The sequence below is a fragment of the Ideonella sp. genome (genome assembly GCF_041287625.1).
Lineage (GTDB): Bacteria > Pseudomonadota > Gammaproteobacteria > Burkholderiales > Burkholderiaceae_C > Ideonella.
The window spans coordinates 43601-56056 of sequence record NZ_JBGGNH010000023.1 but is presented as its reverse complement, the minus strand read 5'-3'; the positions used below and the strand labels follow the sequence as shown (position 1 = coordinate 56056).

The 12456-nt window shown below is 70.0% G+C and carries 12 protein-coding genes; 4 read left to right on the top strand and 8 right to left on the bottom strand.

Going from position 1 to position 12456, the window contains the following annotated elements:
• Positions 1-38: 38 nt before the first annotated feature.
• From ACAH41_RS09185 to ACAH41_RS09175, 3 genes are all read right to left on the bottom strand, one after another.
• Positions 39-1382: a reverse transcriptase family protein gene (locus tag ACAH41_RS09185; protein ID WP_325656508.1), complete on the bottom strand. Its 1344-nt coding sequence runs from the start codon at positions 1380-1382 to the stop codon at positions 39-41.
• A gap of 25 nt (positions 1383-1407) precedes the next feature.
• On the bottom strand, positions 1408-2430 hold the full coding sequence (locus tag ACAH41_RS09180) for a pirin family protein (RefSeq protein WP_325656510.1): 1023 nt from the start codon (positions 2428-2430) through the stop codon (positions 1408-1410).
• A 340-nt stretch (positions 2431-2770) separates the two neighbouring features.
• Positions 2771-3400, bottom strand: coding sequence for a response regulator transcription factor (locus tag ACAH41_RS09175; RefSeq protein WP_325656513.1), 630 nt, complete (start codon positions 3398-3400; stop codon positions 2771-2773).
• Here ACAH41_RS09175 and ACAH41_RS09170 point away from each other — a divergent pair.
• Positions 3400-5277, top strand: coding sequence for an ATP-binding protein (locus ACAH41_RS09170; RefSeq protein ID WP_325656515.1), 1878 nt, complete (start codon positions 3400-3402; stop codon positions 5275-5277). The two genes, ACAH41_RS09175 and ACAH41_RS09170, sit on opposite strands and share 1 nt — an antisense overlap.
• Here the strand turns inward: ACAH41_RS09170 and ACAH41_RS09165 are convergent.
• Positions 5274-6500: a cytochrome c peroxidase gene (locus tag ACAH41_RS09165; RefSeq protein WP_325656517.1), complete on the bottom strand. Its 1227-nt coding sequence runs from the start codon at positions 6498-6500 to the stop codon at positions 5274-5276. The genes ACAH41_RS09170 and ACAH41_RS09165 overlap by 4 nt on opposite strands.
• An 89-nt stretch (positions 6501-6589) precedes the next feature.
• On the opposite strand from ACAH41_RS09165, the gene acpA reads away from it, so the two are divergent.
• From acpA to ACAH41_RS09150, 3 genes are all read left to right on the top strand, one after another.
• Complete coding sequence (gene acpA / locus ACAH41_RS09160; RefSeq protein WP_370538265.1) at positions 6590-8191, top strand: acid phosphatase; 1602 nt, start codon at positions 6590-6592, stop codon at positions 8189-8191.
• 84 nt (positions 8192-8275) lie between these two features.
• Positions 8276-8701 (top strand): nucleotidyltransferase domain-containing protein, encoded by a 426-nt coding sequence (locus ACAH41_RS09155; RefSeq protein ID WP_325656521.1) that lies wholly within the window; start codon positions 8276-8278, stop codon positions 8699-8701.
• On the top strand, positions 8691-9119 hold the full coding sequence (locus tag ACAH41_RS09150; protein WP_325656522.1) for a DUF86 domain-containing protein: 429 nt from the start codon (positions 8691-8693) through the stop codon (positions 9117-9119). The genes ACAH41_RS09155 and ACAH41_RS09150 overlap by 11 nt, the downstream gene beginning before the upstream one ends.
• 24 nt (positions 9120-9143) lie before the next feature.
• Here the strand turns inward: ACAH41_RS09150 and ACAH41_RS09145 are convergent, their stop codons facing one another.
• From ACAH41_RS09145 to ACAH41_RS09130, 4 genes are all read right to left on the bottom strand, one after another.
• Positions 9144-9632 carry a GNAT family N-acetyltransferase gene (locus ACAH41_RS09145; protein WP_325656523.1) on the bottom strand — a complete coding sequence of 163 codons (489 nt, stop codon included), beginning with the start codon at positions 9630-9632 and terminating at the stop codon, positions 9144-9146.
• Between the two features lie 145 nt (positions 9633-9777).
• Positions 9778-9996 carry a hypothetical protein gene (locus ACAH41_RS09140; protein ID WP_141290118.1) on the bottom strand — a complete coding sequence of 73 codons (219 nt, stop codon included), beginning with the start codon at positions 9994-9996 and terminating at the stop codon, positions 9778-9780.
• Between the two features lie 58 nt (positions 9997-10054).
• A complete protein-coding gene (gene thiD / locus ACAH41_RS09135; RefSeq protein WP_325656524.1) occupies positions 10055-11644 on the bottom strand; it encodes a bifunctional hydroxymethylpyrimidine kinase/phosphomethylpyrimidine kinase in 1590 nt (529 codons plus the stop codon).
• 10 nt (positions 11645-11654) lie between these two features.
• A complete protein-coding gene (locus ACAH41_RS09130) occupies positions 11655-12455 on the bottom strand; it encodes a thiazole synthase (protein ID WP_325656526.1) in 801 nt (266 codons plus the stop codon).
• Between the last annotated feature and the right edge of the window lies 1 nt (position 12456).

Below are 12456 nucleotides of genomic sequence, written 5' to 3'. Positions count from 1 at the left end.
ACCGCGGCCGCAGCCGGCGAACGGGTCGGCTGAGATTTTCAGCGCGCCCAGTCGACCTGCGCCAGCAGGCGTTGCAGCTTCGCGGCCTTGGCGGGATTGAGCTGCGCCGCCCAGGCCACGCGGCCTTGCAGGTGGCCGCGCCAGTCGGCGTGGCCCTCGCGGTTCTGCGCCGCCGGGCCGGTGTGCACGCACTGATGCAACACGGCCTTGAGCCGGTCGAATTCGTCGCGCGGCAGGTTGGGCCGCTGGTTGACGACGATGCTGCAGACCGATTGCCGGCGGCTGGCCGTCTGGCAGCGCGTCTTGCGGTGGTTGAGCGCCAGGCCTTCTTCCAGCGCGATGCGGCCGACCCAGCGTTCGACTCGCTCGGCCACCCCTCGCAGTTCCGCGCCGCCGGAGATCACCAGGTCATCCGCATACCGCGTGTAGCGTGCGCCCAGCGCAAAGGCCAGGCCGTCCAGCCGCAGGTCCAGCCGGAAGGCGCAGAGGTTGGCCAGTGCGGCCGAGCTGGGTGCGCCTTGCGGCAGGTGCGCGTCGCGCAGGCGTTGCAGCTGCGGCCAGTTCAGCGAGCCGGCCTGGTGCAGGCGGCGCAGCACCGGCTCGGGCGTGGCCACGGTACACAGCGCAGCCAGCGCACGGGCCACGGCGTCCGGGTAACCCAGCGTGGCGAACAGCGCGTGCACGCGCGAGTGGCGCACAGAGGCGAAAAAGTCCTGCAGGTCGAACTTCAGCACCACGGCCTGGCCAGCGTGCGCTCGTGCATGGTCCAGCACCGAGCGGCCCGGCGTGTAGCCGCAGGCGGCTTCGTGCGGCGGGACCCGGTTCAGCACCGTGTCCAGCAGCTTGCGCTGCAGCGCCATCAGGTAAGGCTCGGGCACTTCCAGCAAGCGGAAGCCGCCGCTGCGCTTGGGCAGCAGCTGGCTGCGGTAATGCTGCTGGCCCAGCGGCTGCTTGCGCTGGCGTTCGCGCGCCAGCGTCAGCCGCCACAGGCCCGCGGCCGGAATGCCCAGCCAGCGGCTTAGCGCCGGCACGTCGGGCCAGTCCGGCAACGCCAGCCGGTCCAACCCGAGTGGCCGTGGCTGCATGCCGCCGGGCAGTTCGAGGAAGTAGTGGCGCACCTGCGGCTTCTCGTGCGCGAGCCAGGCGGCCTCGAAGCTGTCGTCCGCCTCCACCATGTCGGCCAGCCGGTTCAGCGCCTGCGGTGTGGCAGCGCGCCAGTGCTCGCCCGGCAGCAGCGCCACGCGCTCGGCCAAGGGGCGGTACCAGGCCGCCTTGCAGCCCAGGCAGGCCTGCAAACGCGAGGCCAGCCCGTCCACCCGCGGCGGGCCAGCCATCATCGCGCGCGCCATGGCCAGCGCGGTGAAGCGGCGAACGCTGGTCATCGGTTGCGCGAGACGCGGGCCTGGCCTACGGGCGCTCGACCTCGTCGCCGCGTTTCGCAAAGCGCGCTGCGTCCGGCCCGTGCACCAGCTCGGCTTCCGGCCAGGGCCAGCCGCCGAACTGGGTGCGCTGGTAGTCGGCAAAAGCCTGGCGGATCTCCGCCTCGGTGTTCATCACGAACGGGCCGTATTGCGCCACCGGCTCGCCGATGGGCTTGCCCTGCAGCAGCAGGAATTCGGCCTTCGCGCCACCGTGGTTGACCAGCTCGACGGCGCTGCCGGCGTGCAGCTCGATGGCGGCATGGCCGGCCATCGCCTGGCCGGCCACGGTGACCTTGTCGCCCGCGAAAAAATACAGCTGGCGCCGCGTCTGCGGTCCGCTGGCCGCCGGCAGCGTCCAGGCCGCACTGGGGTCCAGCTGCACGGTCCAGATCGCCACGTCGCTGTCATCCGCCGAAGCCCAGGAATGCGGCGGTGGCGCCAGCGGCTCGGCGGGCAGCGCCGCCAGATGCCCGGCGATGCACGTCACCTCGGCCCGTGCGCCGTTGGGGCCGCTGGGCACGGCGAGGTGCGGAATGTCCTTCGACCAGAACATCGTGAAGTGCGGGTCGGCCATCTTGCTGCGCGCCGGCAGGTTCAGCCAGATCTGGAACAGTTCCAGCGGGTTCGGCGCCTCGGTGTCCAGCAGCGGGAACATCTCGCCGTGCACGATGCCCTTGCCCGCCGTGAGCCACTGCACATCGCCCTGGCCGTAGCGCGCCGCGGCACCCAGCGAGTCGGCATGGTCGATCCAGCCGCGGCGCACGATGGTCACCGTCTCGAAGCCCCGGTGTGGATGCGGCGGGAAGCCGGGCACGCCCTGGCCGTGGTACATCCGCCAGCCGTCGGCATTGTTGAAGTCCTGCCCCAGCGAATGGCCGGCCAGCGAGGCGGCCGGGCCGTAGCGGCCATTGGCCTTGGGGTACCGGTCGTCGTGGTAGACGCAGAACAGGAAGGGATCGAAGGTCGGCCAGGGAAAGCCCAGCGGCGCCAGTTTCAGGATGGGGTTCATGGCAGGTCTTTCGCAGAAAGAAGCGGCCAACCACCCAACCTGCGGGTGATGCGTGAGCTGATTGGCAAACAGCCATTCCGCTCACGCCACGAAAGCACCAGACAAACCGTCGACCGCGGGGGTACCCCGCGGCGCGAAGACGCCACCGCCAGCACGAGGCTGCCGAAAGAGGCTTCGCCGAAAACTTGGGTGGCGGCCGCATGGCCATCATAGATGGCGCCCCCGCAGGCACTCCGCGAGTGCTGCCGTGTCCGCACAGTGTTTCGGGTGGGAGGCCGGGTCACCGCAATGGGCCGCCGAGCGCCCGGTCCCGAGCCCCGACCGGCGCATTCGCAGCTTCTCAGCTGGTCAGCCAGCCCAGTGCATGCGCCTTCAGCACCAGCTGGGCCACGCTGTTGACCTCCAGCTTGCGCATCAGGTTCTCGCGGTGCTTGTCCACCGTCTTGGGGGACAGCGACAGCAGCTCGCCCATCTCGGCATTGCTCAAGCCGTCGCCAATCAGCTTGACGACCTGCATCTCGCGGCGGGTCAGCAGGCCTTCGCCCGGCGCCATCAGCGCGGCCACTTCGGCGGGGATCACCCTCTGCCCTTTCATCACGGCGCGCAGGTTGGCGAGCAGGGCTGCCGCGCTGCTGTCCTTCAGCAGCACGCCATCGGCCTGGGCGTCGGCCAGTTGCCTGAGCACCCCGCCCGCGCTGCTGCCGGTCAGGAACACAATGCGCAGCCCGGGCTGCGTGTGCTTGAGGTGGTTCACCACCGCCGAGCTGTCGCCGCCTGGCATGTGATGGTCGATCAGCAGCAGGTCAGGCTGTGTCAGGCGGAGCAGGTCCCTCAGTCCGAGCAGGTCCTGCGCCTCGCCCACCACCTGGAACCCGGCATCCTTGGTGAACAGCAGCTTGAGGCCCTCACGGAACAGCGCGTGATCGTCTGCGAGCAGCACTTTGACGGCGACCGGAGCTTGGGTTGGCAATGAACTGTCCTGACGGCGTGACGACCGGAGCGATCCGGCGGATTATCGCCAGCCTGCTGCTGATTGGCGCGGCCGCGATGCCCGCATGGGCGGCGCCCTGCGTGCTGCTTGAGGCCGAGACCAGTCCGGACATTCAACCCTGCCTGACCGAGCCGCCCGCGGCGGACGGCCTGCGCCACCTGAGCATCGAGCTGTCCTGGGCCGGCCCCGGTGTGCTCCAGCGCGTGCTGGACCTTCGCGTGCCGGACGCGCTGGCGCTGACGGTGCGCCAGCAGGCCCTGGCGGCCGACAGCACCGCGACAGGTTTGCCGCAACTGCTGCAGGTCTTGCGGGCGGACTCGCGCTATGCCGAGCGGGTGCTGCCCAGCCCGCGCATCGCGGTGCCGCTGTCTCTCGCGCCAGGCCGCCATCGCATCGAGCTGGACTACCGCATTCACCTGGACGGCCGGCTGTATCCACGGCTGGACGACGACGCGGGCTGGCGTGCCCGCAATGCCCTGGGCGACATGTTCAGCGGCGTGCAGTGGGGCCTGATGCTGGCCTCGCTGCTGCTGGCGGTGATGACCCGCGTGCTCGCCAAGACGCCGGCCAACTGGGCCTATGCCGCGCTGGTGGCGGTGCACGGCGCCGCGCTGGTGCAGATCCGTGGCGACGCCTTCGCCTACCTGTGGCCTCAGGCGCCGCTGTTCAACCAGGGCATCACCGTGGTGGCGGTTTCCCTGGTGCTGTGCACCCATGCCTGGTTCGCCACCCAGTTCCTGGACCTGCGCGAGCGCTGGCCGCCGGTGTACCGGCTGCACCTGCTGCTGCTGGCGCTGCTGGGCCTGAACCTGCTGCTGCAGCGGGGGGAGGCTGCAGCAGCAGGTGCTGGGGTGCTGGCGCTGGCCTATGCCGCGCTGGCGTTCGCCGTGAGCTGGCGCAGCCTGCGCAGCGCAGCGGCAGACGCCAGGCTCTACACCGCCGGCACCGCCAGCTACGTGTTGTTCACCATCGTGCTCTTCGTGCCGTTTGCCGCCGGCCACAACCCTTGGCCGAGCTTCGACTTCCTGGTGCTGCCGGAGATCGGCTACATGCTGGAAACAGCATGTCTTGGTGCGGCCATGGTCTGGCGCGTGCGCCGCATGCAGCAGCGCCAGGCGGCGGCGCGCGAGCAGCAGCTGCAGGACGCGCAGGGCCTGATCGAGGCCGAGTCGGCCCGGCTGGCTGCCCATGCCCGGGCCGAGCGCAACACGCTGCTGCTGGCCGGCGCCGGCCACGACCTGTCGCAACCGCTTGCCTCGCTGCGCATGGCGCTGGCTGCGCTGCAGCTGCCGCAAGGCCAGGAGCCGGTGGCCCACCACCTGGAGCGCACGATTGCCTATGCCCAGACCTTGCTGCGCGACATGCTGGCCGAGGCACGCGATGAACACCGCGCGCACGACGACCGCGTCTCGCTCGGCAACTGCATCACCCAGGTCGCGCGGGCGCACGCCGGTGTAGCGGCGGCCAAGGGCCTGGCGCTGAAAGTGGTTGACACCCAGGTCGAGGTGCGCGTCTCGGCGCTGCTGCTGACCCGCGTGCTGCACAACCTGGTTGGCAACGCGGTGCGCTACACACCTCGCGGGCGGGTGCTGGTGGGCGTGCGCCGGCGTGCTGGCGGAGTCGAGCTGCAGGTGCTGGACACCGGACCCGGTTTGCGGCCGGACCAGCTTCAGCTGCTGCAGCAGCCCTTCCAGCAAGGCACGGCCGCCGCAGCCGAGGGTCACGGCCTGGGCCTGTTCATCGTGCGCACGCTGTGCGAGCAGAGCGGCTTCCGCTTGCGCGTGGCCTCGCGTATGGGCCGAGGCAGCGCGTTTTGCGTGTGGGTGCCGCTGGGGCCGGCCGGCGAGTCGTCTTAGGGCGCCAGCGGCTGGCCTGGCAAGTCGGCGTCCGTCAGCGTCTGCAGGAAGGCGACGATGGCGGCGATCTCACCGTCGTCCAGGGCGGGTTTGTCGCCCACATGGCGGTCGAATGGCGGCTCGGTGTTGACGTTGCCCTGCAGGGCCGGCGGCAGGTCGTCGAACTTCTGCTGTGGCGGGTAGAACTCGGCCGGGTGCGTGTCCCGCCGGGCATAGAAGCGCAGCACGTCTTCGAAGCTGTGGAAGGCCCCGTTGTGGAAGAAGCTGCGGCGCAGCGCCACGTTGCGCAGCGTGGGCGTGCGGAACAGGCCGCAGTAGTCCGTGCGGCCTTGGAAGTCGGTGCGCAGCGGGCCGCACAGGCCGAGGTCGAAAAAGCGCGGGTCGGCATTGGCCGGCAGCGTGCGGTTGCGCGGCACGCCGAGTGCGATCAGGCCGAAATCGGTGAACAGCGGGAAGGCGCCGTCGCTGGTGCGCTGGCTCAGGTGGCAGGCGGCGCAGTTGCCTTTGGCCGGGTCGTTGAACAATGCGAGACCACGGGCTTCCTGCGCGGTCAGCGTGGCCCGGCCGCGCAGCACTTCGTCATACCGGCTGCTGTATGGATAGAACTCGGGGGGCGATTGCTGGAAGACTTCCAGCGCCAGCAGCGCAGCGTCGAAAGCGCGGGCATCGTCGGCCAGCACCTGTTCGCCGAAGACCTGCTTGAGCCGCGCCGCCTGCGGGCCCTGGCGCAGCTTGCCCGCCACCTCGGCCACCGAGGCGTTGGCCATCTCCAGTGGCGACAGCAGCGGCAGCCGTGCCTGCTCGCGGCTGGAGCTGGCGCGGCCGTCCCAGGTGTGGCCGCCGGTGGGGCCGGCATCCACGCTGTCGTCGCCGTCGTTGTCGAAGAAGTGTTCGCTGAACGGCGGCAGCGTCTGCAGGTAGCGCAGCGAAGGCGCCGCGCGCAGACCGGGGGTCTTGCCGTCGCGCCCGGCCAGTTGCACCGCCAGGTCATTCGGCGGGCCGAATGCGAAGCGCGGGTCGTGGCAGCTGGCGCATGAGACGCGGCCGGAGGCGGAGAGGCCGGGGTCGAAAAACAGCGCGCGGCCGATCTCGGTCAGTGCCGCCACGTCCAGCTTGCGGGCGTAGGGCGTGGGGTCCGCAGCAGGCGCTGCACCGAGCTGCGAGGACAGCGAGGCCGCACCCAGCAGCAAGGCAGACAGCAGCGCGAGCGGAGGGCGTTTCATGGCCCTGCGATGGTAGCGAAGCCCGGCTTGCCCGCTTGCGATCCAGGCCCTTGGCGGCTAGGCTGCGGGACACCATGCCGAAGACCTCGATGACCGCCAAGTCCGCCCCGCTGATTCCGTTGCTGTTGCTGTCCGCCTGCGCGGGCAGCCCGCAGCCTTCCGCTCCCGATGCCGCCGTCAGCGCCATCGACACCGTCGTCGTGATCTACGCCGAGAACCGCGGCTTCGATACGTTGTACGGCCTGTTCCCCGGCGCCAACGGCATCCCCGGCGTGAACCCGAGCGCCGTCGGCAGCTACGTGCCGCAGAAGGACTTCGACGGCAGCGTGTTGCCGGGGCTGCCGCCCACCTGGCGCGGCCTCACCGCCGGTGGCCAGCCCGTCACGCTGACGCAGGCGCAGAGCACCGGCATGCCCAACGCGCCGTTCCGCATCGACGCGCCCGAAGGCCTCAACGGCACCGGCATCGTCGTGCCGCAAAGCGTGGTCACGCGCGACCTGGTGCACCGCTTCTACAACAACCAGATGCAGATCGGGCTGGACGGCAGCAACGACCGCTTCGCTGCCTACTCCGATGCCGGTGGCCTGAGCCTGGGCTACTACGACGGCAGTCGCATGAAGCTCTGGTCGCTGGCCCAGCAGTACACGCTGGCCGACAACTTCTTCATGGGTGCCTTCGGCGGCTCCTACCTGAACCACCAGTACCTGATCTGCGCCTGCGTGCCGGTCTACCCGAACGTCGAGCAGTCGCCCGCGAAGGACTCGATCAGCGAAGTCGAGACCGACGCGCAAGGCCGCTTCGTGCGCCTGAAGCCGGCCGCCGAGATGCCCGCCAGCGTGCTCGCCGGCCCACCGCGCCACCTGCGCGACGCCACGCTGACCCGCGGCGCCGACGGTGTGGCCTACAGCATCAACACCATGCAGCCCGCCTACCAGCCCAGCGGCAACGCACCGGTGGTCGGCGGCGAGCCGCTGCTGGCGGATCCCGCCAAGCCCACCACGTTGCCGCCGCAAACCTTGGCCACCATCGGCGACCGGCTGGACGACAAGGGCGTCTCCTGGGCCTGGTACGGCGGCGCCTGGGCGACGACCAGCGCCGGCACGCCCGTGGCGCGTGAGCAGATCTACGGCGGCACCACGCAGTTCCAGCCGCACCACCAGCCGTTCAACTACTACGCCACGATGGACCCGCAGCGCCACGCCGCCTACCGCGCCGAGCACCTGCGGGATTTCGACAGCCGCTTCCTCGCAGACGCCGCCGCCGGCCAGCTGCCGCACGTGGCCTTCTACAAGCCGCAGGGCAACCTCAACCAGCACGCCGGCTATGCCAATGTCAGCGACGGCGACGCCCACATCGCCGAAGTCATCGCCAAGCTGCAGCAAAGCCCGCAGTGGCCGCACATGCTCGTCGTCGTCACCTACGACGAAAACGGCGGCTTCTGGGACCACGCCCGCGTGCCCAAGGGCGACCGCTGGGGCCCCGGCACCCGCATCCCCGCCCTCATCATCTCCCCGCTCGCGCGCCGCGGCTACGTCGACAAGACCCAGTACGACACCGCCTCCATCCTGCGCTTCATCACCCGCCGCTGGCAGCTGGACCCGCTGCCGGGGGTGGTCGAACGCGACCAGTCGCTCAAGGCGAACGGCTTTCCGGCGATGGGGGATTTGAGTGGGGCGCTGCAGCCGGGGTGAGGCGCAGTGCTTGCGCCTGATGGGTCGACAATGCAGGCTGACCCGAGTCGACAACGCCCTCCGGCATCACACGCAACGCGAACCATGTTGGCTGCTTCTCCCATTCCGCCGCCCGTGCCACGCGACGCCCTGGTGGCAACCCTGCAGGCGCGTTTGCCGGGGCTCCTGGCCGTGTATGTCTTTGGCAGTCGCGCCCAAGGCACGGCAGGGCCGCAAAGCGATCTCGACATGGCCGTGCTGGTGGCGGGCCAGGTCGAACCGCTGGTCCTGTGGGAACTGGCCAGCGACTTGGCGGACCTGAGCCGCTGCCCGGTCGACCTGCTGGACCTGCGCGCGGCCTCCACCGTCATGCAGTACCAGGTCATCACCACCGGGCAGCGCTGGTGGGCGCTGGACGCACAGGCCGCCCTCTACGAAGCGGCGATCCTGAGCGAAAAGACCGAGCTGGACCAGGCGCGTGCCGGCCTGCTGGCAGACATCCAGGCAGAGGGAACCGTGTATGGCCGATGACGTGCTGATCAACAAGGCCGCCGCCATCGAACGCTGCGTGCGCCGCGCCCGAGAGGAATACGCCGCTGACCCGCCCAGCTTCGCCACCAACTTCACCTGCCAGGACGCCGCCATCCTGAACATTCAGCGCGCCTGCGAAGCCGCGCTGGACATGGGCCAGCACATGGTCCGCCGCGAGCGCCTTGGGGTGCCTCAAAGCGCGCGCGACGTGTTCGCACTGCTGGCGCAAGGCGGCTGGATCGAAGCGCCCCTGGCCGACGAACTCAAGCGCATGGTCGGCTTCCGCAACATCGCCATGCACGACGATCAAGCCCTGCAACTGCCCATCACCGTGAGCATCATCCAGAACCATCTGGATGGTTTCCTGCGCTATAGCCAGGCGTTGTTGCTGGGGGATGCAGGCAAGGGAGGCGGTTGAAGCACCGGCGCCAGCAAAGCCCGCTCAGCGCTCGGCGCGCCGCATGTTCACCACTTCATAGCGGAGCTCAGCCGCACCGCGAACGAAGAACGAGTCCTCCACCGCCACGAACCCGTGCCGCTCGTAGAAGCCCTGTGAGTTGCGGGTGGCTACCACGGTGATCGGCCCGTCGTGGCCGGTCTCGGCCTGTGTCATGGCCAGCCGGAGCAATTGCCCACCCAACCCGGAGCCAGCGGCTTCCGGCCGGACGAACAGCAGCGTGACCTCACCGGGCACAAAGCCCGCAAACCCCAGCACCCGGCCCTCGCGCTCGGCAACCAGGACCTGCCCCGCCTGAATCGCAGGCCAATGGACCTCATGCGTGCGGCCCTCGAACCAGGTCTGCATCTGTAGCGGGGTGTAGGCGCTGGCGCACAGGTTCAGCACCGAGTCTTGGTGGGCGTCGAAGATGGCGCGGGAGTCGGAGAAGACGGCTTGGCGGATTGAAGCGGGCGGCGGGGCGTTCTGGGTCATGAGCGGTGTGCTGCGAATCTATACGTGCGGCCGCCTGTAAAAAGTATTGCGAGCGACGCGGCGAAGCGAGGTGTCAAGTTCATGTGACCTCATGGACGTCCCTGGCAACCCCGTGTCCTGCGCCGAGCTCAAGAATCAGAGCACGTCAGCCAGCTATCGCCCGCTTCCCCGTGGGCGTGATCGCCAGCACCAGTGCAGCATCCTGTTTGCCGTAGGCGCCTCGCCCTGAGTTCACGGGCGGCATCGCGAGTTTGATGTAGCCCAATGCGGCCAAGGCCTGAGCGCCTTTGAACTCTTCGGCGGCCAAGAGGCGGACGGGCATTTTTTGGGAGGTGAATTTACGGAGCAGTTCCAGGTCGGCCATGATGATTCCAATTGATCTGTATTGAGGGGGCGATCGTAGACGCAAGCCGGGATCGCGGTCATGCGGGGGCAGGTGGCAGCGTGGCATGCGGCCAGTCTGCGCTGCGGTGGCGGGTTGGCGCGGCGCTGATCATTGCCGCCCGCCATTCGAGGATTGTCGCGCTCGGCGCCGGTCCCCAACCCCTGACGACGCAGATGCTGTGCGCCCCGGCCGCTTTGGCCGCGCCGGCCTGTTCGGGCGCCAGCACGCCGCCAATCGCCACCACCGGCGCCGGTGCGTTCGCCGCCCACCACGCCAGGTTGTCCAGTCCTTGTGGTCGCCACGGCATGTCCTTGGTCGTGGTTGGCCAGACGGGGCCGCAGGCGATGTAGTCGGGGGTCCAGGCTGCTGCGCGGGCGAGTTCCCAGGGGCTGTGGCTGGACAGGCCGAGGGCGATGCCGTTCGCCTGGGCCTGACGCAACTGCCGGCGCTCCGACTCGGTCAGCGCGAGCAGGTCTTCCTGGCCGAGGTGCAGCGCGCGGGCGCCGGTGGCGAGGGCGAGTTGCCAGTGGTCGTTGATCCAGAGGATGGCGCCGGCGGTGTCGCAGGCGGTGAGGGATTGGCGCAATTGCGCTTGGTAGGTGGATTGCCAGCGTTCGGCCTCGGTGCCGGTGAGGCCGGGTGGGCGTTTGATGCGAAGTTGCAGCTGGCGCAGGCCGGCGTGCAGCAGTTGCTGGATGCGCTCGGCGCTGTCGGCAATGCCGTAGAGGCCTTCGCGCAGGGCGCTGGGACGGGCTGCTGCGGACCAGGCGTCTGGTGCTTCGGTGCCGATGTGCAGGCGCGGTAACGGGCGTTCGGTGGGATGGTTGCTCCAGCCGGTCATCGCCCGCACCGGACCGGCGCCCTGGCCTTGCGGTGTGGCCTGGCGCAGCGCGTGGGCGGTGAGTTGCTTGGCGAGCACCGCAGCGTCTGCGCTGGTGAAGCCATGGGCCAACGCTGCTGCGGCGGCGCTGGCCAGCGTGCAGCCGGTGCCGTGCGTGTGCCTTGTGGCGATGCGCGGCAAGCTGAGCCAGCCTTGGGCGTGCGGGGCGTCCAGCCAGTCGAGCGCGAGCTGGGGGTCGGGCGCGTCGCCGCCAGTGATCAGCACGGCCTCGACGCCTAGGCGGCGCAGTGCTGCGGCCTGATCGGGGATGGGAGCCTCGGTGCCCAGCAGCGTGCTGGCTTCGCGCTGGTTGGGCGTGACGAGGGTGGCGCGCGGCAGCAGTTCTTCGCAGTAGACGGCCAGCAGCTCGGTGTCCGCAAACGCGGCGCCGGTGCTGGCGCGCAGCACCGGGTCGACCACCAGCGCGAGCGGGCTGTGGCGGCGCTGCTGGTCGACCCAGCGGGCGACGATGCGGGCGTTCGCGGCGCTGCCCAGCAGGCCGGTCTTCAGCACGCGCGGCGGCAGGTCGTCGGCCAGCGCGTCCAGCTGGGCCTGCAGCAGCGTGGGCGGCATGGCTTCGACGTGCGTGACGGCGACGCTGTTCTGCGCGGTGACCGCTGCGACGACCGGGCACAGGTGCACGCCGAAGGCATCGGCCGCGCGCTGGTCGGCGGCCAGGCCGGCGCCGCCGCCGCTGTCGGTGCCGGCCACGCTGGCGATGCGCGGCAGTTCGTTGGATTCAGGCATCTTTTTCCCTTCAGTCGATCAGGAAGGGGTGGCCGGGCACGGGCGTGCTGGGCACGGCGAAGTCTTGCGCGGCCATCACGCCGGCTTCGAAGCCGAGGCGGCCGGCCTCGATGGCGCTGGCAAAGGCGCGGGCCATGCGCACCGGGTCGCGGGCCTGGGCCACGGCGGAGTTCAGCAGCACGCCGTCGAAGCCCAGCTCCATCGCCTGCGCGGCGTGAGAAGGCGCGCCGATGCCGGCGTCCACGATGAGCGGCACCCCCGGCAGCCGCTCGCGCAGCGTGCGCAGCGCAAACGGGTTCAGCAGGCCCTGGCCGGAACCGATGGGCGCTCCCCACGGCATCAGCACTTCGCAGCCAGCGTCCAGCAGGCGGCGGCAGCTCACCAGGTCGTCCAGGCAATACGGGAAGACCTGGAAGCCGTCCTTCACCAGCTGCGCGGCGGCGGTGAGCAGCTCGAACGGATCGGGCTGCAGCGTGTGCTCGTCGCCCACCACTTCCAGCTTCAGCCAGCGCGTGCCGTACAGCTCGCGTGCCAGGTGGGCCAGCGTGATGGCCTCGCGGGCGCTGCGGCAGCCGGCAGTGTTGGGCAACAGCTTGGCGCCGCTGGCGAGCGCGAGTGCGACAAAGCCATTGTCCGATCGATCACCGGCAACACCGGCGAGCGCGCGTTTCAGGCCCACGGTGACGACCTGCGCGCCGCTGACGCGAATGGCATCCTGCAGCACCTGCGGCGATGGGTAGCCGGCACTGCCGATCAGGAAGCGGCTTTGCAGCGGCGTGCCGTAGACGGTCCAGGCGGTGGGTTCGGTCATG

Coding starts and splice junctions, on each gene's coding strand:
- ACAH41_RS09185 (WP_325656508.1), bottom strand. CDS start 1,382: ATGACCAGCGTTCGCCGCTTCACCGCGCTGGCCATGGCGCGCGCGATG.
- ACAH41_RS09180 (WP_325656510.1), bottom strand. CDS start 2,430: ATGAACCCCATCCTGAAACTGGCGCCGCTGGGCTTTCCCTGGCCGACC.
- ACAH41_RS09170 (WP_325656515.1), top strand. CDS start 3,400: ATGAACTGTCCTGACGGCGTGACGACCGGAGCGATCCGGCGGATTATC.
- ACAH41_RS09165 (WP_325656517.1), bottom strand. CDS start 6,500: ATGAAACGCCCTCCGCTCGCGCTGCTGTCTGCCTTGCTGCTGGGTGCG.
- acpA (WP_370538265.1), top strand. CDS start 6,590: ATGACCGCCAAGTCCGCCCCGCTGATTCCGTTGCTGTTGCTGTCCGCC.
- ACAH41_RS09155 (WP_325656521.1), top strand. CDS start 8,276: ATGTTGGCTGCTTCTCCCATTCCGCCGCCCGTGCCACGCGACGCCCTG.
- ACAH41_RS09150 (WP_325656522.1), top strand. CDS start 8,691: ATGGCCGATGACGTGCTGATCAACAAGGCCGCCGCCATCGAACGCTGC.
- ACAH41_RS09145 (WP_325656523.1), bottom strand. CDS start 9,632: ATGACCCAGAACGCCCCGCCGCCCGCTTCAATCCGCCAAGCCGTCTTC.
- ACAH41_RS09140 (WP_141290118.1), bottom strand. CDS start 9,996: ATGGCCGACCTGGAACTGCTCCGTAAATTCACCTCCCAAAAAATGCCC.
- thiD (WP_325656524.1), bottom strand. CDS start 11,644: ATGCCTGAATCCAACGAACTGCCGCGCATCGCCAGCGTGGCCGGCACC.
- ACAH41_RS09130 (WP_325656526.1), bottom strand. CDS start 12,455: ATGACCGAACCCACCGCCTGGACCGTCTACGGCACGCCGCTGCAAAGC.